Raw genomic sequence first — 18602 nt, 5'->3', positions numbered from 1 at the left:
CCCGCCACCTTGCGCCCGTAGCGCCGCTCGGCCTCCTGGGCGATCGCGATCCGGTCGTCCCTGGTCTGCTCGCGGAACCGGCGGATGCGGCCGGACTCGGCGGCGGCGACCGCGGTGGGGTCATCGGTCTCCAGCTCCGCGGCGGGGATCGTCCCCACCACCACGATCTCGTCCCGGTCGACGGTCACCGTCGCGGCACCGGTGAACCAGGTGTCGGGCAGCCTGCCCACGAACCACGCCGGCGCGTCGTCCGCGGGCGGCACCTGCTCACGCTCACCCCAGCGGCCGAAACCACGTCCACGCGCACCCACCATGTCTGCCTCCTCGCGGTCCGCGTCCGGTGCGGGCTTCCAGGCGTCTCGCACCCCGTTTGATTACATACTTACAGAAGATACATGGCAATGGGTACCACTTACGAGGTATCGCTTACGAACATCTCCAGAGCCACGTCCAGGGGTCAGGACGCCCGGCGTACCCGCGAGACGCTCAGCCGGTCGCCGGCAGGACGAGCCGGACTCCCAGCTGGTCACGCACCGCATCCACGGTGCTCACCGGGCGCTCGCAGACGAAGCCCCGGCACACGTAGACCCCCGCTGTGCCCCGTCCTCGAGCCAGGGGCCCGGAGGTGACCACGACCGCGCCCGGTGAGGTGGTCAGCCGGGCCGTCCGCTCGAGGTCCGGGCGGTCGACGACGACGACCTCGGCGGGGCCGGCCAGCAGTGCCGCGCCGACCGCCCCAGCCCACCCCGCGAAGGACGCGTTCGCGGCGAGCAGCGGGGCGAGCACCTCCAGAGCGCGCTTGGCGGCCCGGCGATGCTCGTCGGAACCGGTCAGCGCCGCGTAGGTCAACAGCGCGCCGGCGGCCGCGGACTGGCCGGACGGCGTCGGCGAGTCCGAAGGGTCCCGCGGCCGGCGCAGCAGCCGCTCGGCATCGTCGGCGGTGTCGTGGAAGCCACCGTCGTCCGCGGCGAAGCGGGCCCGGGCGACCGCCAGCAGGTCACCGGCCAGCGCCAGCCACTGTTCGTCCCCGGTGACCTGGTGCAGGGCAAGGAGGCCCTCCGCCACGTCGCCGTAGTCCTCCAGCACCCCGGCGTTCGCGCCGACGCGGCCGTGCCGGCTGGTGCGCCGCAGCCGGCCGTCCACCAGGTGGACGTCGCGCAGCAGTGTCGCGGCGCTGGTGGCGGCGGTCACCCAGGCCGGTTCGGCCAGCAGCGCGCCGGCCTCGGCGAGCGCCGCGATCGCGAGCCCGTTCCAGGCCGCGACGATCTTGTCGTCCCGGGCGGGCTGCGGGCGGGCCGCCCGGGCCCGCGCGAGCCGCTCGCGCACCGACGCGAACCGGCCGGGATCGTCCGGGTCCACCCGCAGCTGCAGGACGGACGTGCCGTGCTCGAACGTGCCCGCGGCGGTCACGCCGAAGACGTCCGCGGCCCAGGCGCCGTCCGCCGGGCCGAGGACGTCGACAAGCTCGGCCGGCGTCCACACGTAGGTGGCGCCCTCCACGCCGTGCCCACCGGCGCCGTGCCCGGCGGAGCTGAGCCCACCGGCGCCGTGCCCGGACGAGCCGTCCCCGCCGGTGCCGGGCCCGGCGGGGACGGCCGTGTCCGCGTCCAGCGCCGAGGCGAAACCGCCCTCCGGGGTCCCCAGGTCGCGCAGCAGGAAGGCGGCTGTCTCCCGGGCGACCCGCTCGGCCAGCGGGGACCCGGTCGCCCGCCACAGGTGCAGGTACACCCGCAGGAGCTGGGCGTTGTCGTAAAGCATCTTCTCGAAGTGCGGGACCGTCCAGGTGGCGTCCACGCTGTAACGGGCGAACCCGCCCGCGAGCTGGTCGTAGATCCCGCCGCGGGCCATCCGCTCGCAGGTGGTGGTGACCATCCGCAGGCTGGCGGCGTCCCCGGTGCGGGCGTGGTGGCGCAGCAGCATCTCCAGCAGCGCGGACGGCGGGAACTTCGGCGCCGGCCCGAAGCCGCCGTGCTCCGGGTCGAAGGACCGCGCGGCCTTCGACATGGCGATGTCGAGCAGGTCACCGGTGAGCCCGGCCGACGGGCCGGCCGGCCCCGACGCCACCGCCGCGATCCGGCGCGCGATGTCCGCGCCGGAGGCCGCCACCTCGTCACGCCGCGTCCGCCACGCGTGCGTGACCGCGGCGAGAAGCTGCCGGAACGAGCTCATCCCCGGCCGCGGCACCGGCGGGAAGTAGGTGCCGGCGAAGAACGGCTCCCCGGCCGGGGTGAGGAACACCGTCATCGGCCAGCCGCCATGGCCGGTGAGGGCGACGGTGACGTCCATGTAGACGGCGTCGACGTCGGGCCGCTCCTCCCGGTCGACCTTGATGTTGACGAAGTGCTCGTTCATGATCGCCGCGGTGTCCGGGTCCTCGAACGACTCGTGCGCCATCACATGGCACCAGTGGCAGGACGCGTACCCCACGGACAGCAGGACGGGCACGTCCCTGGCCGTGGCCTCGGCGAAGGCCGCCGGCCCCCAGGGCCACCAGTCGACCGGGTTGTCGGCGTGCTGGAGGAGGTACGGCGAGGTCTGCTCGGCTAGACGGTTCGGCATGTACCCAGCATCCCGCCGTCGGGAAGTTCAGCGGGCCGTGGGCGCTTGGAACCTTTTATGGTGCCAGTCGACCGGATGGTGACCTGCAGGGCGACCTCCGCGCCGCCCTACTTACATTCCGCGTCTTCTCACCCACAAACCGCGTCCTACTTACAGATCGCGCTGTCCCGGGCGCGGTTACGGCCAGGTCCCGGCCCAGGTCCCGGTCCAGGTCCCGGTCCAGGTCCCGGCCCAGGTCCCGGCCCAGGTCCCGGCCCGCTGCCGCGGACCTGGCCGCGGGTACGGCGGACGGCGTCCGCAAGCCGGGACGACCCGCTGGCCCGGGCCTGGCGGGCCGCGCCCCTGGCCATGGCCTATCTCTGCGTCCTGAGCGTCACCTCGGCCGTGCTCGCGGTCGTCCACCGGCTCGACCAGGACGCCTACCAGCGCCTGTTGCGCAGCCGGTCCACCAACCTCGCGGGGCTGCGCAGCCGCCCGCTGTACGTGCTGGTGGCCAGCGCGTTCTGGCTCGAAAGGGGCACGTTCCCGCAGACGGCCGCCGCGGTGGCGGCGCTGCTCGCGCCGCTGGAACGGGTGGCCGGCCCCCGACCGGCACTCGGCGTGTTCGCCTCCGGGCATGTCGGAGCGAGCCTGCTCGTCGCCGGCGGGCTGCTGCTGGGCCAACGTGCCGGGCTTGTCGGCGGGCATGTCACCGAGGCCGTCGACGTCGGCGCCAGCTATGGCCTGATCGCCTGTGCCACGGTGCTCGCCGCCACGGCACGGGCGCACCGGCGGTGGCCGCTGGTCGGCGGCCTGCTGGCGCCGCTCGTCCTCGCCGCGGTCCGCACCCGCGACTTCACCGCCGCCGGCCACCTGATCGCGGCCGGCATCGGCCTGGCCTGCGTCCGGTACCTTCGGCTCTCGTACCCGCTGGCGGGCACCATACCTTCCGGGCCTTCCGGCCCGGCCTGCCAGCCCCGGTTCACAGGCTCCGGATAGGCTCGAACCAACGATCGACACCATCCGCGTGTGCCTGCCATGAGCCAGCACAGCTGGTTCCGCTGTCGTGATCCGCGGATTCCCGCAGGGTCCGCGGGACGGGTCGGGTCGGGTTGACCTGAGGATGATGAGAGATGACCAGCAGTACCGAGCACAGCCGTGTCGAGCACAGCGGCACCAACGGCAACGCCGTGCGGGACGCCGGCGCGCGGGACACCAGGGACGCTGCCGCCGGCCACACCGTCACCGGGCGTGAAGATGACACCCGGCCGGTGGACGCTGAGCCGGTCACAGGCGGCGCGGCCGGAGCCGTGGACCTGCCGTTCCGTTACGACGCCCGGCTCGCCGGCGAGATCGAGCGCCGCTGGCAGCAGGCGTGGTCGCGGCGGGGGACGTTCCACTCCCCCAACCCGCGGGGCCCGCTGTCGGACGGTTTCGACGAGGTCGCCGGACGGCCGCCGTTCTTCGTCATGGACATGTTCCCCTACCCGTCCGGCAGCGGCCTGCACGTGGGGCATCCGCTCGGGTACATCGGCACCGACGTGTTCGCCCGCTACCTGCGGATGACCGGCTACAACGTCCTGCACCCGTTCGGTTACGACGCCTTCGGCCTGCCGGCCGAGCAGTACGCCATCAACACCGGGCAGCACCCGCGGGTCACCACCGAAGCCAACATCGACAACATGCGGCGCCAGCTCGGCCGGCTGGGGCTGGGCCACGACACCCGCCGCGAGATCGCCACCACGGACGTGGCGTACTACCGCTGGACACAGTGGATCTTCCTGAAGATCTTCAACAGCTGGTACGACGACCAGGCCGACCGCGCCCGCCCGATCGACGAGCTGGTCGCCGAGTTCGCCGCCGGCACCCGCGTCCCCAAGGGCAGCGCCAACCCGCACAACCGGCCCTGGCCGGCGCTCGGCCCGACCGAACGCCGGCAGGTCGTGGACGGCTACCGGCTGGCCTTCATCTCCGAGCAGCTGGTCAACTGGTGCCCCGGCCTCGGCACGGTGCTCGCCAACGAGGAGGTCACCGCCGACGGGCGCAGCGACATCGGCAACTACCCGGTCTTCCGCCGCCCGCTGCGCCAGTGGGTGCTGCGGATCACCGCCTACGCCGAGCGCCTGATCGCCGACCTGGACCTGGTCGACTGGCCGGACTCCATCAAGCAGATGCAGCGGAACTGGATCGGGCCGAGCGATGGCGCCACGGTCGAGTTCCCCGCGGCCGGCTCCGACGTCCGCGTCGAGGTGTTCACCACCCGTCCCGACACCCTGGCCGGCGCCACCTTCATGGTGCTCGCCCCCGAGCACCCCCTCGTCGACACGCTGACCGCGCGGACCTGGCCGCCGGACACCCCCGTCAACTGGACGTTCACCGACCCGCCCCTCACCCCGGGCACCGAGCCGCGGGACGCCGCCGGTGCCGCCCCGGGAGCCGACAACAGCGTCCCGGCGCCGGACCGGGCAGCCTGGACGCCGCGGGCGGCCGTGGCCGCCTACCGGGAGTACGCCGCCCGCCTGGGCGACCGTCAGCGCGGCACCGACGAGGTCCCGCGCACCGGCGTCTTCACCGGCGCGTACGTCACCAACCCGGTCACCGGCAGCGATATCCCGGTCTTCCTCGCCGACTACGTCCTGATGGGGTACGGGACCGGCGCGATCATGGCTGTTCCCGCGCACGACCAGCGCGACTTCTCCTTCGCCCGGCAGTTCGGCCTGCCCGTCCCTGCTGTGCTCGCGCCGAGCGAGGACTGGCGCACCGAACACGGAGTGCCCGCGGGCGCGGCGGCGGACACCTGGCCGGCCGCCTTCGCCGGGGAGGGAGAGTACCTCTCGGCGCCGGGTGCGGCGCCGTCCCTCGTCGGGCTGTCGAAGCCGGACGCGATCAAGACGACGGTCCGCTGGCTGGAGGACGTCGGCGCGGGCCGCGCCGCCCGCTCCTACCGGCTGCGGGACTGGCTGTTCTCCCGGCAGCGCTACTGGGGCGAGCCCTTCCCGGTCGTCTTCGACGACGACGGCCTGCCGGTCGCGCTCCCGGACGAACTGCTGCCCGTCACCCTGCCGGAGATGACCGACTTCCGGCCGACGGCCACGGCCGACGACGACGTCAGCGACCCGGTCCCCCCGCTGGCACGGGTCACCGGCTGGGCCACCGTCACCCTCGACCTGGGCGACGGGCCGAAGACGTACCGGCGCGAGACCAACACCATGCCGCAGTGGGCCGGCTCCTGCTGGTACTACCTGCGCTACCTCGACCCGACGAACAGCGAGCGCTTCGTCGACGCCGAGGTCGAGCGCTACTGGATGCACACCCCCGACGGCCCGCCCGGCGACGGCGGCGTGGGCCTCTACGTCGGCGGTGTCGAGCACGCCGTCCTGCACCTGCTGTACGCGCGGTTCTGGCACAAGGTCCTCTACGACCTGGGGCTGGTCTCGACGAAGGAGCCGTTCAAGCGGCTGTTCAACCAGGGCTACATCCAGGCGGACGCGTTCACCGACGCCCGCGGCATGTACGTGCCCGCGGCCGAGGTCGTCCGCACCGGCGACGGCGGGTTCACCCACGACGGCGAGCCGGTGAACCGGCGCTCCGGGAAGATGGGCAAGAGCCTGAAGAACAGCGTCAGCCCGGACGAGATGTACGACAGCTTCGGCGCGGACACCCTGCGGGTCTACGAGATGGCCATGGGCCCGCTGGACGCGGACCGGCCCTGGCACACCGACGACATCGTCGGCTCCCACCGCTTCCTGCAACGGCTGTGGCGCAACCTCGTCGACGAGGCGACCGGCACGGCGGCCGTCTCCGACGCCGAGCCGGACGCCGAGGCCACCCGGGCGCTGCACCGCACGATCCTCGCCGTCCACGCGGACTACGCGGGCCTGCGCTTCAACACCGCGGTGGCCCGCCTGATCGAGCTGACCAACTTCGTCAGCAAGCGCTACGGCGGCTCGGGCGGGCTGCCCCGCGCGCTCGCCGAGGCGCTGGTCCTCATGGTCGCGCCGCTGGCCCCGCACATCGCCGAGGAGCTGTGGTCGCGGCTGGGCCACGACGGCTCGCTCGCCTGGCACCCCTTCCCGCGGGGGGACGCCTCGCTGGCGGCGGAGTCCACGGTGACGCTGCCGGTGCAGGTCAACGGCAAGGTACGGTTCACCGTCGACGTCCCCGCGGACGCCGACGAGCAGACCGTCCGCGATCTGGTGGCCGGCCACGAGGAGTACGCGCGGCACACCGCGGACCGGACGGTGAAACGGCTGATCGTGGTCCCCGGCCGGATCGTCAACATCGCCCTGGGCTGATCCCCGGCTCGGCCCCGGACCGGCCCCCGCCTGAGCGTGGCCGGCTTCCTGAGCCCGGGCGGCCGGCCACGCCCAGGAAGCCGGCCCCGTCCGGGGCCGGGGCCGTTCGTGGGCGCGCGGGTGCGTCAGGTTACGGCGTCAGCTGGTCATGGCGGTCGCGGCGGGCCGCCAGCCTCGTCGCCGGGTCCAGCCCCACGGCGGCGCGCAGGCACGCGGCGGCGGTCTCGGCGAGACCGGCCACCCACCCGCGGACGTCCGCCGCCGTCTTCGGGCCGCCGTCCACACCGCCGTCCGGGACGGGCAGGACCAGGTCGACCGCGCCCAGCCGCTGAAGATCGTGGGCGGTGATCCGCAGCCCGCGGGCCATGCCGGCGGCGTGGCCGACGTCCCGATACATGATCACCGAGGCGCCCTCGGGCGGCAGCGGGGCGAGCCAGGCGTCCTCGGCGGCGATGACCGTGTCCGCCGGCAGCAGGGCGAGCGCGGCGCCGCCCGTGCCCTGCCCGAGCAGCACGCTCACCGTCGGTACCGGCGTTGTCAGCAACGTCGCCAGGCAACGCGCGATCGCCGGGGCGATCCCGTGGCGTTCGGCCGCCTCCGACAGCTCCGCGCCCGGGGTGTCTATGACGGTGAGGATCGGCAGCCGCAGGTCAGCGGCCCGGCGCACCGCGTCCCGGGCCGCGTCGAGATCGGCCACGCCGATACGCCGATGCCACTGGGCCGACCTGTCCTGCCCGATGACGACGCAGGGCGTCCCCCGCAGCAGGGCGAGTGCGGTGACGATCGGCGTACCGGACGTGTCCGTCCCCTGGCTGACACCCCGGCCCAGGCTGGATGCGCCGAGCAGTGTGACATCGCTGGCCACCGCCAGGAACTCGCGCAGGCCGGGACGGTCGGGCGCGCGGGTGGCCAGCACCGACATCCACGGATCCCGCCCGCTGCGAGCCGGCCGGGAACCGGGCAACGTGATCCTGAACGGCCCCGAGCCAGCCGGCCCGGCCGGCGGGCCCGCCACGTCGTTGTGCCCCGGGCCGTGCCCCGGGGGAGCGGCAGCGCCGCCACCCGCGACGACGTTGAGTACCCGCTGGATGCTCTCCCGCAGCTCCTCGGGGGTGACGAGGGCGTCCACCAGGCCGGCCAGGCGCAGCGTCTCGGGGCTCTGCGCGTCCGGCCCGAGCGCCGTGCCGGTGAGCGCCTCGACGACTCGGGGCCCGAGGAAGCCGACCAGCGCCCCCGGCTCGGCGAACGTGACATGCCCGAGGGAGGCCCAGGACGCGAGCACGCCCCCGGTCGTCGGATGGCGCAGGTAGACAAGGTAGGGCAGGCCCGCCGCCCGGTGCTCGGCGATGGCGCTGCTGATCGTCAGCATCTGGAGGAAGGCGGGGGTGCCCTCGTGGATGCGGGTGCCGCCGCTGGCGGGCAGGGCCAGCAGGGCCTGCCGCTGCGCGGTGGCCCGTCTGATCGCGGCCGTGGCCCGGCGGGCCGCGGCCATCCCGACGCTGCCGCCGAGAAAGCCGTACTCGCTGGCCACGACCGCGACCCGGTGGCCGCCCACATGGCCCTCGCCGGTGCGGATCGCCTCGTCCGCGCCGCTGCGTTCACTGGCCCGCGCCAGGTCCTGGCCGTAGGCGGCGCTCAGCGCGGGCTGTTCGGGGGCGCGGTCCCAGCACCGCCACGTACCGGCGTCGAGGAGCCCGCCAAGAAGATCGTCAAGATGCGGACGCTTCACAGTGGACGCGGGTCCTCCCCTGGTAGTCATGCCGGAACCCTCCCGCCGTGGCTGTTTTCGAGCGTAACGCGGGACACTATGGTGCGCGATCGTTGATAAATCAGCAGCTCATGGCCGGTCATACCCACATCGGCCGCGGCAGTCGCGACCCGGGCCGGCCTCGATACAAAGGTCGCATGGATGAGCCGGCGGCCAGGCCGGTCACCCGGACCGTGGCTATGATCACGGCCCTTCCGGAATCCCGGCCGCCAGGATGGGCCACCATGGGAGAATGGCCTACCCACCCATGCAGGTACGCCCTGGATTCGTCCTGCGTGAGTCCGATCTGGCCTGGCGGTTCTCCCGGTCGGGCGGGCCGGGCGGGCAGGGCGTGAACACTTCGGACAGCAGGGTCGAGGTGTCCTTCGACGTCCGCCGCTCGCCGTCCCTGCCCGGGCCGCTGCGCGGGCGGACGCTTGAGCGGCTGGCGGGCCGGCTGGTCGACGGCGTCCTCACCGTCACCGCCAGCGAGCACCGGTCGCAGCTGCGCAACCGGGAGGCCGCCCTGAGCAAGTTGATCGCAATCCTGCGCGGGGCGAGCAGCCCCCCACCGCCTGCGCGGCGCCCCACCAGCCCGTCGGCGCGCGCCGTCCAACGGCGCATGGCCGACAAGAAACACCGGGCCGAGCTCAAACGCCAACGCAGGCTGAGCCGGGACCCGTAGGCAGAAACCGCGGCACCAACAGCGAAAACCACCCACGAATCCGGAAGCCGTAGGTGACAGCCGCCACCACGGCAATGTTCTGCACCTAATAATGCGGCGTTCTGCACCTATGGTGCGGCGGCATTCCGTGGCGGATATCCGGTTCGTACCGGGCCCGTAACGGGTCCGGTACCCGGCTCGGCTCCGGCCTGGCCGTCCACGTCACGGCTCGCCACGGCGCGGCGCACGGCGCGACCAGCGCACCGCCGGGAGCATCTCGGAGGCCGGTGCGCGGGGACCGCCTACTCCTCGCCGCGCGGGGAGTGCTGGGGCGGGATACCGGCGTCGGGGTCCTGGCTGTCGGCCGGTCGGTCGCGGTCGGCGGCGGAAGCACCGAAGCGTCCACTGGCGACGTTCCCGCGCATCCGGGCCAGGCTGCGCGGCATCATCACGAAAAGAGCGACAGCGGCGAGGCCCAGCAGCAGGACGACCAGGAACCCGCTGGTACCGACGCTGACCTCAAGCGCGAGGAACTGTCCAGCTAGAGGCACGCTTCACACCCTACGCCGAGCGCACCGCCGGACAAGCCCGGCAGGGCGTCGACAGACGCCGCCAGGGCCCCGGCCAGCAGGTACCGGACGGGGCCCTGGCGGGTGGGAGGCCGGCCGTGGAAGCCGTGGTCAGAGGTCGAACTCGTTGGGGTCCAGCCCCACCGCGTAGCAGGCGTCACGGACGATCTGCTGCTCGGACTTGTCGAAGTGGCCGTCCGCGCCCCCGATGACGATCCCGATCTGGATCACCGCGCGGGCCTCGGCGGGCTTCTTCTTCGTCCTGCCGATGTCCTGGATGACGCCGACCTTGGCGAAGTCGAAGTCGGTCTGCAGCTTGTTGCAGTAGTCGTTGAACTTCTGCTGGAGCTGCTCGGCCGGGAAGTTCTGGAGGACCTCGTTGGAGGCGATGAGCGAGGCGACCTTGCGGCGCTCCTCCGGGTCGATGGTCCCGTCGGCGGCGGCCACCAGGGCGCAGATGGCCATGCTGGCGTCCCTGAAGGCACCGCTCTTCAGGTCGTTCTTCTTGGCGTTGAGCTGTTGCTGTATCGACGCGGTGCTGGTGCGCAGACGATCCCAGATCGCCATGATGTGATCCCCTCATTGGTCTCAAGGCGTGCAAGGTGCGCAAGACGGGCGCGGATGCGGATGCGGATGCCCACGGTCACACCCCCTGTCACCAGCAACGACCGGTGGCGGCCGGCCGTGCCCCGGCTGCGGATGATTTCATCTGCCACCGGTGGGTGTGCCACCCGCGGCCGGCTGGTGATGCCGGCTGGTGACGCCGGCCGGCCGCGGGTGCTGCCGAGGATCAGCGGATGCCGTTGAACAGGTCGCTCTCGGGCAGCACACCCACCTCGATCAGGGAACGGGCGAGCTGGTAGTCCTCGGTGGGCCAGGCCGCGCGCTGGATCTCCAGCGGGACGCGGAACCAGGGCCCGTTCGGGTCGACCTGGGTCGCGTGGGCCAGCAGCGCGCGGTCACGGATCTCGAAGAAGTCGTCGCAGGGGACCCTGGCGGTGATCCGCCCGGAGTCGTCCGAGTGGTCGACCCACTTCTCCAGCATGGCGGTGTACGGGGACTCCCGCCCGCTCGCCCGCATCGCGTCGTGCAGGGCGAGCATCCGCTCCTTGTGATGGCTCTGGTGGTAGTAGAGCTTGAGGGGCTGCCACGGCGGCACGCCGATGTCCTGGCCCACCTCCTGGTACCGCGTGTGGTCACCCGCCGCCTCGAACGCCTCGATAGTGATCCTGTGGTTCATGACGTGGTCCGGGTGCGGATAACCGCCGTTCTCGTCATAAGTGACCACGACCTGCGGCTGGAACTCCCGTATCAGCCTGACCAGCGGCCTGGCCGCCTCGGCGACGGGCATCCGGGCGAAACAGCCCTCCGGCAGGGGTGGCAGCGGGTCGCCCTCGGGCAGCCCGGAATCGAGAAAACCCAGCCAGACCTGTCGGACGCCGAGGATCCGCCGAGCCTGCTCCATCTCGGCCCGGCGTAGCTCGGCGAGACGTCCGTGGACGTCCGGACGATCCAGAGCGGGGTTGAGAACGGTCCCGGCTTCGCCACCGGTGCAGGTCACCACGAGGACGTCGACGCCCTCGTGGACATAGCGGGCCATGGTGGCGGCGCCCTTGCTGGACTCGTCGTCGGGGTGGGCGTGGACAGCCATGAGCCGCAGGCCGCCCTCGTTGATCGCCTTGGACATGCGACCATTGTTCCCGATGCCCTCCGCAGCCGGTTCCTCTACGCCATCACCCGGTTCCCCTACGGGAAAGCCGGGCGTGTTCGCCGTGGCGCGACGTCTGCTGGACATCCCATGGCTCGGTGGCATCCGGGTCGCCCCCTGGTTCCTGCTGGTGGGGCTCGTCATCATCGTGGCCGCCGCACTCGGCGCCGCGTGGATGCAGAGCCATCCGCAGCGGCTGAACTACGGGACCCGTGCCTATCGGATCACTCCGGCGCAGGCCGAGCTGACATTCGATGTGGAAAAGTCACCCAACGCCGTGGCAGAATGCACTGTCCGCGCACGTGCTCGGGACAACGAGGTCGTCGGCCGGCGTACCGACATCGTCGTCGGTCCGGCTCCGGACGGCCGACGGGTCACGACCACAACGGTCGTGCTCGCCACGTCCCGGGAAGCGAACGTGGTCGAGGTCGAGGACTGTCAGATCGCCCGCGCGGGCTGACAGCCGCGCGGGCTACCGGCGCGCGGCGCGCGGCCGGTGGTGCGGCCGGCGGCGCGGCCGATTCCCGGCCCACCTCGCACGGCAAGCAGCGGCGCTTGCTCATGGCCGTACCACACCGATCCCAACTGTTAGGCTGGGCGTTTGCCCCTGTCCCATCGCTTCGTAATCCGCCTCCGACCAACCGTGCATCCCGCGGTTTCCCAGCACCCGACCCACTGTCCCTGTCCAGGGCCCGCACGGGCCCGACGAGGCCGGACTGCGATACGGCCGACCCGCGCCGCGGGCCGGTCGCAGGTGTCGTACGGCCGTCGACGTACGAGCACCCGGAGGATGAACGATCATGGTTCTTCCCGTGTCTCCGGGCCTCTTGAGGAATCTAGGAGCGTGACGCGTGTCGCAGCAGACGTGGCTGACCCAGGAGGCGTATGACCGGCTCCGCGAGGAGCTCGACCACCTCACCGGGACCGGTCGTGTCGAGATCGCCAACAAGATCGAAGCTGCCCGCGAGGAGGGCGACCTCAAGGAGAACGGCGGCTACCACGCGGCCAAGGAGGAACAGGGCAAGCTGGAGTCGCGCATCCGGCAGCTCACCGACCTGCTGCGCGACGCCAGGGTCGGGCAGGCCCCGCAGTTCAACGGCGCGGCCGGCCCGGGCACCGTGGTCGAGGTGCGCTTCCCGGGGGACGACGAGACGGAGCGGTTCCTGATCGGTTCCCGGGAGGATCACAGCACCTCGCTGGAGGTGTACTCGGCCCAGTCACCGTTGGGTGGGGCCGTCAGCGGCCACCGGGCGGGCGACACCGTCACCTACACCCTGCCCAACGGGCGCTCGGCCACCGTCAAGATCGTATCGGTGGAGCCGTACTCCAACTGACCGGCCCCGGTCGGCCGGCGGGAACCGGCCGGTTGACATTCCACGTCCGGTGTGCCTCCCGATAGACACCCGGTATGCCGGACGTGGACACAATGCGACTTCCCTGCGCGACGGAGCGCGGGGACGTACCGTCGACTGGTGCTCGATCTGCCAGGGTTCCCGGCACCGTCCCCCGGACCGACATCACCGTCCCCCGGACCGGGGGTACTGGGTCTCCTGCGCGACTCAGGGCACCGGCACCGGTCCGTACGCACGGAGCTGCGCGAGAACACCCTTGCCCGGATGGCCGGCGGCGAGATCCGGTTCCCCGGCATCATCGGTTTCGACGACACCGTACTCCCCCAGGTGGAACGGGCCCTGCTGGCCGGGCACGACATCGTCTTCCTCGGCGAGCGGGGGCAGGGCAAGACCCGCCTGATCCGCACCCTGGTCGGCCTGCTGGACGAGTGGACGCCGGTGGTCGCCGGCTGCGAGATCAACGACCATCCCTACGCGCCGGTGTGCGCCCGGTGCCGGCTGCTGCTCGCCGAGCTCGGCGACGACACGCCGGTCGCCTGGAAGCACCGCTCGGAACGGTTCGGCGAGAAGCTCGCCACGCCGGACACCAGCGTCGGCGACCTGATCGGCGACGTCGACCCGGTGAAGGTCGCCCAGGGCCGCACCCTCGGCGACCCGGAGACCGTCCACTACGGCCTGATCCCGCGCACCAACCGGGGCATCTTCAGCGTCAACGAGCTGCCCGACCTCGCCGAGCGCATCCAGGTCTCCCTGCTCAACGTGCTCGAGGAGCGTGACATCCAGGTCCGTGGCTACATCCTGCGGCTGCCGCTGGACCTGTTCCTGATCGCGTCGGCGAACCCCGAGGACTACACCAACCGCGGCCGGATCATCACGCCGCTCAAGGACCGTTTCGGCGCCGAGGTGCGCACCCACTACCCGCTGCGGCTCGACGACGAGCTGGCCCTGATCCGGCAGGAGGCGGTGCTGGACTGGAAGGGGTCGCCGCTGGGCGCCCCCGCCGTCCCCGAGCACCTGCTGGAGGTGGTGGCCCGCTTCACCCGGCTGGTCCGTGACGCGCCCCAGGTCGACCGGCGCTCCGGTGTGTCGGCCCGGCTGTCGGTGGCCGCGGCGGAGACCGTGGCCGCCTCGGCCGTCCGCCGCGCGGCGCTGACCGGCGAGGACGTCCCCACCGCCCGGGTCGTCGACCTCGCCGCGATCATACCGGCGGTCCGCGGGAAGATCGAGTTCGACCAGCTCGAGGAGGGCCGGGAGGACGAGATCCTCGCGCACCTGCTGCGCCGGGCCATCGCCGAGACCTTCCGCGCCCGGCTCGCCGGCACCGACCTGACCGGCCTGCAACGGCGGTTCGAGACCGAGGGGCCGGTCGAGACCGGCGACCTCGTCCCCGCCGCGGAGCTGCTGCGGCGGGTCGGCCCGGTCCCGGGGCTCGCCGCGATCCTGGCGAAACTGGACGTCGACGGCGCCGAGGCGCCAGGGCTCGCCGCGGCCGGGCTGGAACTGGCCATGGAGGGCCTGCACCTCAACCGGCGGCTGGCCAAGGAGGAGCTGCCGGGCCGCACGGTGTACGGCACATGAGCGCCCCGGCCGGGTCGGGAAGCTTCCGCTACGGCCCGTGGGACGGCGGCCCCGACCCGCTCGCCTCCCCGTTCGACGCCGCCGGCGCGCTCGACGAGATGTCCACGCACATCCTGGACGGCCGGACCCCGCGCGAGGCGCTGGACGCGCTGCTGCGGCGCGGGACCAGCCAGCGCCGCGGGCTTGAGGACCTGCGCCGGCAGGTGGAACGCCGCCGGCGCGAGGCCCGGGCGCGCGGCCGCCTCGACGGCACCCTGGAAGAGGTCCGGGAGCTCCTCGACACCGCCGTCGGCCAGGAGCGCGCGGCGCTGTTCCCCGACCCGTCCGACGACGCCCGGCTGCGCGAGGCCGAGCTCGACGCGCTGCCGGCCGACCCGGCCCGGGCCGTGAACACGCTGGCCGACTACGAGTGGCGTTCGCCGCAGGCCCGCGAGACCTTCGAGAAGATCTCCGACCTGCTCCGCCGGGAGGTGCTCGACGCCCAGTTCCGCGGCATGAAACAGGCGTTGGAGAACGCCACGCCGCAGGACATCGCCCGGGTCACCGAAATGCTCGCCGCGCTCAACGGCATGCTGGAGGCCGACGCCCGCGGTGAGCACACCGACGCCGCTTTCGAGCGGTTCATGCGCTCGTTCGGCGACTTCTTCCCGGAGAACCCGCAGACGCTGGACGAGCTGGTGGACTCGTTGGCGCGCCGCGCCGCCGCCGCTGCCCAGCTGCTGGCGGGCCTGTCCCCCCAGCAGCGCCAGGAGCTGGCCGATCTGATGGCGTCGGCGCTGGCGGACCTGGGCATGGCGGCCGAGCTCTCCCGGCTGCAGCAGGCGCTGCGCGCCGCCCGGCCGGACCTCGGCTGGGGCCGGCGCGGCCGTTTCCGCGACGCGATGACCGGTGACACGCCGCTCGGGCTGGGTGACGGCACTTCCGTCCTGGAGGAGCTGGCCGAGCTCGACGAGCTCGCCGCCGCGCTGTCCCAGGACTACCCCGGGGCGTCCCTCGAGGACGTCGACCCGGACGCGGTAGCCCGGGCACTGGGCCGGGACGCCGTCGACGACCTGCGCACCCTCCAGCAGATCGAGAAGGAGCTGGAGCGCCAGGGCTTCCTGACCCGCAACGCCGGCAAGCTGGAGCTGACCCCGCGGGCGGTCCGCCGCATCGGCCAGAGCGCGCTGTCGCGTATCTTCCAGCGGATGGACACCCGCGGCCGCGGCGATCACGACTCCCGGGACGCCGGTGCCGCCGGAGAGCCCACCGGGACGTCCCGGCCCTGGCACTTCGGTGACACACAATCGATCGATGTGGTACGCACTGTGCGCAACGCGGTGCTGCGGGCCGGCCCCGCCAGCCCGGAGGGGACGATCGAGCTGGACGTCCGCGACTTCGAGGTGACCGAGACCGAACGCCGCTCCTCCGCGGCCGTCTGCCTGCTGGTGGACCTGTCCTACTCGATGGCGCTGCGGGGCACCTGGGGGGTGGCGAAGTCGACGGCGCTGGCGCTGCACACCCTGATCGACACGAAGTTCCCGCAGGACACGATCCATCTGGTCGGGTTCTCCGACTATGCCCGGCTGCTGCGCCCGGTGGAGCTCGCGGGCCTGGACTCCGAGGTCGTCCAGGGCACGAACCTCCAGCACGCCCTGATGCTCGCGGGCCGGCTGCTGTCGCGGCACCCGGATTCCGAACCGGTCGTACTGGTGATCACCGATGGTGAGCCGACCGCGCACCTGATGCGCAACGGCACCCCGTCCTTCTCCTGGCCACCGGTCCCGGAGACCCTGGAGCTGACCCTGGCCGAGGTGGACCGGCTCACCCGCCGCGGGGCGACGATCAACGTCTTCATGCTCGACGACGAGCCACGGCTGGTCCAGTTCGTCGACGAGGTCGTCCGCCGCAACGGCGGCCGGATGCTCTCCCCGGATCCGGGGGCGCTCGGCCGCTACGTCGTACGCGACTACCTGCGGGCCCGCGGCGGACGACGCCGAGCCGCCAGCTAGGAACCGCCCACAGCCATCATGAGACCGCTTGGGGCTGGTCAGTCAGGGGCTCAGGGCTGGCCGGCTGACGGCACACAGGCTTCCTGGCGGGCTTCCTGGCGGGCTTCCAGGCGTGCCTCCTGGAGGACTTCCGGACGGGCTTCCGGACGCTCCCGGCCGGCCTCCTTCGCCCGGTACATCGCGAGATCGGCGCTGCGGACGACCGCGCCGGGCGGCGCGTCCTGCGACTCCGAAAGGGCGACACCGATCGTCGCGTCGATAGCAATGGAACGCCCACCGACCGTAATCGGCCGTCGGATCGCCACCAGCAGCTGGTCGGCGAGATCGCGTGCCCGGGCGCTGTCGGCGTCACCCAGGATGACGGCGAACTCGTCCCCGCCGAGACGGCAGACGGCGTCCCGCTCGGTGCCGGCGTCCCGCAGGCGGGCACCGATGATCCTCAGCACCTCGTCACCGGCGTTGTGGCCGTAGGTGTCGTTGACCGACTTGAACCGGTCGAGATCGATGAACAGGACCGCGAACGCCGATGCCGGACGCTGAGCGGCGATCTCGTCGAGCCGGCGGGCGAACACCGACCGGTTCGGCAGGCCGGTGAGGGCGTCATGGGACGCCTGGTAGCGCAGCTCGTCCTGGAGGACCCGGCGTTCGCCGATCTCATGGCAGGTCAGCAGGATGCCGGTGCCCTCCGAGCGGTCCCGCAGGTCGATCGCCTCGATGTCGAACCAGCGGTGGCCGCCGCCCGCGGCCGACAGCCGGACGTCGCGTGCCACGGCGGCCCCCGCCGCCGCTGCCGCTGCCGCCGAGGCCGCGGCTGCCGCGGCCTCGGCACCGGGCCCACTGCTGTCGACACCGGAGCCACTGCTACCGGTAGCAGGCCCACTGCTGCTGGTAGCGGGCCCACTGCTGCTGGTAGCGGGACCACTGCCGCCGGTAACGGGACCACTGCCGCCAGTAGCGAGCCCGGTGGCCTGGCGCAGCAGCTCCGCCAGCGCGCCCGCGTCGTCCGGGTGGGCGACGTCGGGCAGGTGCCGGCCGAGGTAGGAGCCGGCCGTGACCCCGAGCAGGAGCGCGGCGGCGGAACTGACAAAGATGATCTTCCCGTCCGCCCTGGTCGCGATCACGATGTCGTGGGCGTTGTGCAGCAGGGCCTGCAGCCGTCGCTGCTCGTCGCGGATCGCCGCTTCACGCCGGCCGTTGAGGACGGTCAGCCCGACGAGGGCGGCGGCGACAACGGCCAGCAGGCTGCCGTCCCGGACGAGCCGGCCGGAGCGGATGTCCCCGTAGAAGGCCTGGACCGGCTGCTGGAACACCACGTAGCCGCCGTCGGGCAGGTTCGCCAGCGGCGAGGCGATGGTGACCTGGCCGCCGGCGACGACGTCGTCGATCTGCCGGGCCTCGCCCACCCGCAGGGCCGCCAGGCTGGCCGCGGCCACCAGCCGCTGGCCGATCAGGCCGGGATTCCAGGAGAACATGACCGTGCCGGCCGCATCCACCACGGACAGCCCGCCCACGACGAACCCGAGCGTGCCGCTGCTCGCGAGGTTGGCCTGGTTGGGCGAGTCCCGCAGCGACTCCCCGATGACGACGACCGCCGCCGGCCGGCCCTCGCGCAGGACCGGGACCGTCACGTAGTCCCGCCAGAGCCCGTCGACGTTCATCACGGGCGAGTTGCCGGCCCGGCCGGCCCGGGCGGCCCGCCACGCCGGGTCGTCCGGGCCGATCGGCAGGGTGAGCGACGGCGGTTCGGCGGCCAGCAGGTGGCCGTCCAGGCCGGCCAACGCCCAGACGTAGTTCCGGCCGCCGACCCCTGATCCGGCGAACGAGCGCAGCACGGCGGCGTCGGCGTCCCGGTCGCTGAGCGACCAGGACGCCGACGACACAGCCGTGATCAGACGCTGGCTGTCGACGCTGTGCATGGACGCGTCCGCCACGATGGCGGTGAACGCCACGTGCTCGGCCAGGCGCTGCCGTTCGGCGCTGTGCCGGGTCTGCGTCTGCAGACACAGGCTGGCCACGGCCATGGCGAGCAGGGCCCCGCCCGCCACCAGCGGTGGCCCCAGCCGGCCGAACCAGCCGCGGGGGGGACAGCCGTAGGCGAGGGGCCCGGGCGTGGCCGGCAGGGGGAGACGGCGCCGGGCCGGCTGCCGCTCGGGCCGCCGC

At 72.8% G+C, this 18602-nt stretch carries 13 protein-coding genes and 1 pseudogene; 7 read left to right on the top strand and 7 right to left on the bottom strand.

Translation table 11 applies throughout. The features are described from left to right. Positions 1-314: pseudogene (locus NBX02_RS03685) on the bottom strand (hypothetical protein); the annotation flags it as partial. Positions 315-486: 172 nt separating this feature from the next. Beyond that, a complete protein-coding gene (locus NBX02_RS03680) occupies positions 487-2559 on the bottom strand; it encodes a thioredoxin domain-containing protein (protein WP_250281485.1) in 2073 nt (690 codons plus the stop codon). Between the two features lie 57 nt (positions 2560-2616). Here NBX02_RS03680 and NBX02_RS03675 point away from each other — a divergent pair, with 57 nt between their 5' ends. Then, a complete protein-coding gene (locus tag NBX02_RS03675) occupies positions 2617-3537 on the top strand; it encodes a rhomboid-like protein (protein ID WP_445548246.1) in 921 nt (306 codons plus the stop codon). 134 nt (positions 3538-3671) lie between these two features. Then, the gene (locus tag NBX02_RS03670) at positions 3672-6833 is read left to right on the top strand and encodes a class I tRNA ligase family protein (RefSeq protein ID WP_250281488.1); all 3162 of its coding nucleotides are present in this window, start codon (positions 3672-3674) and stop codon (positions 6831-6833) included. Between the two features lie 130 nt (positions 6834-6963). Here the strand turns inward: NBX02_RS03670 and NBX02_RS03665 are convergent, their stop codons facing one another. Further along, entirely contained in the window at positions 6964-8562 is a 1599-nt protein-coding gene (locus tag NBX02_RS03665; RefSeq protein WP_250290010.1) for a carboxyl transferase domain-containing protein, read from the bottom strand. Between the two features lie 286 nt (positions 8563-8848). On the opposite strand from NBX02_RS03665, the gene arfB reads away from it, so the two are divergent. Further along, the gene (gene arfB / locus NBX02_RS03660) at positions 8849-9265 is read left to right on the top strand and encodes an alternative ribosome rescue aminoacyl-tRNA hydrolase ArfB (RefSeq protein WP_250281492.1); all 417 of its coding nucleotides are present in this window, start codon (positions 8849-8851) and stop codon (positions 9263-9265) included. Between the two features lie 281 nt (positions 9266-9546). Here the strand turns inward: arfB and NBX02_RS03655 are convergent, their stop codons facing one another. The 3 genes from NBX02_RS03655 to mca form a co-directional block, all read right to left on the bottom strand. Then, positions 9547-9795 carry a hypothetical protein gene (locus NBX02_RS03655; protein WP_250281495.1) on the bottom strand — a complete coding sequence of 83 codons (249 nt, stop codon included), beginning with the start codon at positions 9793-9795 and terminating at the stop codon, positions 9547-9549. 129 nt (positions 9796-9924) lie between these two features. Next, positions 9925-10380: a tellurite resistance TerB family protein gene (locus NBX02_RS03650; RefSeq protein WP_250281497.1), complete on the bottom strand. Its 456-nt coding sequence runs from the start codon at positions 10378-10380 to the stop codon at positions 9925-9927. Between the two features lie 223 nt (positions 10381-10603). Next, on the bottom strand, positions 10604-11500 hold the full coding sequence (gene mca, locus NBX02_RS03645) for a mycothiol conjugate amidase Mca (protein WP_250281499.1): 897 nt from the start codon (positions 11498-11500) through the stop codon (positions 10604-10606). A 76-nt stretch (positions 11501-11576) separates the two neighbouring features. Here mca and NBX02_RS03640 point away from each other — a divergent pair, with 76 nt between their 5' ends. The 4 genes from NBX02_RS03640 to NBX02_RS03625 all read left to right on the top strand — a co-directional run bounded on the left by NBX02_RS03640 (position 11577) and on the right by NBX02_RS03625 (position 16442). After that, complete coding sequence (locus NBX02_RS03640) at positions 11577-11981, top strand: DUF4307 domain-containing protein (RefSeq protein ID WP_250281501.1); 405 nt, start codon at positions 11577-11579, stop codon at positions 11979-11981. Positions 11982-12372: 391 nt separating this feature from the next. Beyond that, positions 12373-12855 carry a transcription elongation factor GreA gene (gene greA, locus NBX02_RS03635; protein ID WP_250281503.1) on the top strand — a complete coding sequence of 161 codons (483 nt, stop codon included), beginning with the start codon at positions 12373-12375 and terminating at the stop codon, positions 12853-12855. A gap of 138 nt (positions 12856-12993) precedes the next feature. Continuing rightward, on the top strand, positions 12994-14451 hold the full coding sequence (locus NBX02_RS03630) for a magnesium chelatase (protein ID WP_445548245.1): 1458 nt from the start codon (positions 12994-12996) through the stop codon (positions 14449-14451). Then, positions 14448-16442 (top strand): VWA domain-containing protein, encoded by a 1995-nt coding sequence (locus NBX02_RS03625; protein WP_250290007.1) that lies wholly within the window; start codon positions 14448-14450, stop codon positions 16440-16442. Before NBX02_RS03630 ends, NBX02_RS03625 begins: the two co-directional genes overlap by 4 nt. Positions 16443-16492: 50 nt before the next feature. Here the strand turns inward: NBX02_RS03625 and NBX02_RS03620 are convergent. Beyond that, the coding region (locus NBX02_RS03620) for a sensor domain-containing diguanylate cyclase (protein ID WP_250290005.1) at positions 16493-18602 on the bottom strand (2110 nt) is incomplete at its 5' end.

It is taken from the genome of Protofrankia sp. CiP1_Cm_nod1 (genome assembly GCF_920888515.1).
Lineage (GTDB): Bacteria > Actinomycetota > Actinomycetes > Frankiales > Frankiaceae > Protofrankia.
The sequence above is the reverse complement of the archived record's forward strand: the minus strand, read 5'-3'. Positions and strand labels throughout refer to the sequence as shown.

Coding starts and splice junctions, on each gene's coding strand:
- NBX02_RS03680 (WP_250281485.1), bottom strand. CDS start 2,559: ATGCCGAACCGTCTAGCCGAGCAGACCTCGCCGTACCTCCTCCAGCAC.
- NBX02_RS03675 (WP_445548246.1), top strand. CDS start 2,617: ATGGTGCCAGTCGACCGGATGGTGACCTGCAGGGCGACCTCCGCGCCG.
- NBX02_RS03670 (WP_250281488.1), top strand. CDS start 3,672: ATGACCAGCAGTACCGAGCACAGCCGTGTCGAGCACAGCGGCACCAAC.
- arfB (WP_250281492.1), top strand. CDS start 8,849: ATGCAGGTACGCCCTGGATTCGTCCTGCGTGAGTCCGATCTGGCCTGG.
- NBX02_RS03650 (WP_250281497.1), bottom strand. CDS start 10,380: ATGGCGATCTGGGATCGTCTGCGCACCAGCACCGCGTCGATACAGCAA.
- mca (WP_250281499.1), bottom strand. CDS start 11,500: ATGTCCAAGGCGATCAACGAGGGCGGCCTGCGGCTCATGGCTGTCCAC.
- NBX02_RS03625 (WP_250290007.1), top strand. CDS start 14,448: ATGAGCGCCCCGGCCGGGTCGGGAAGCTTCCGCTACGGCCCGTGGGAC.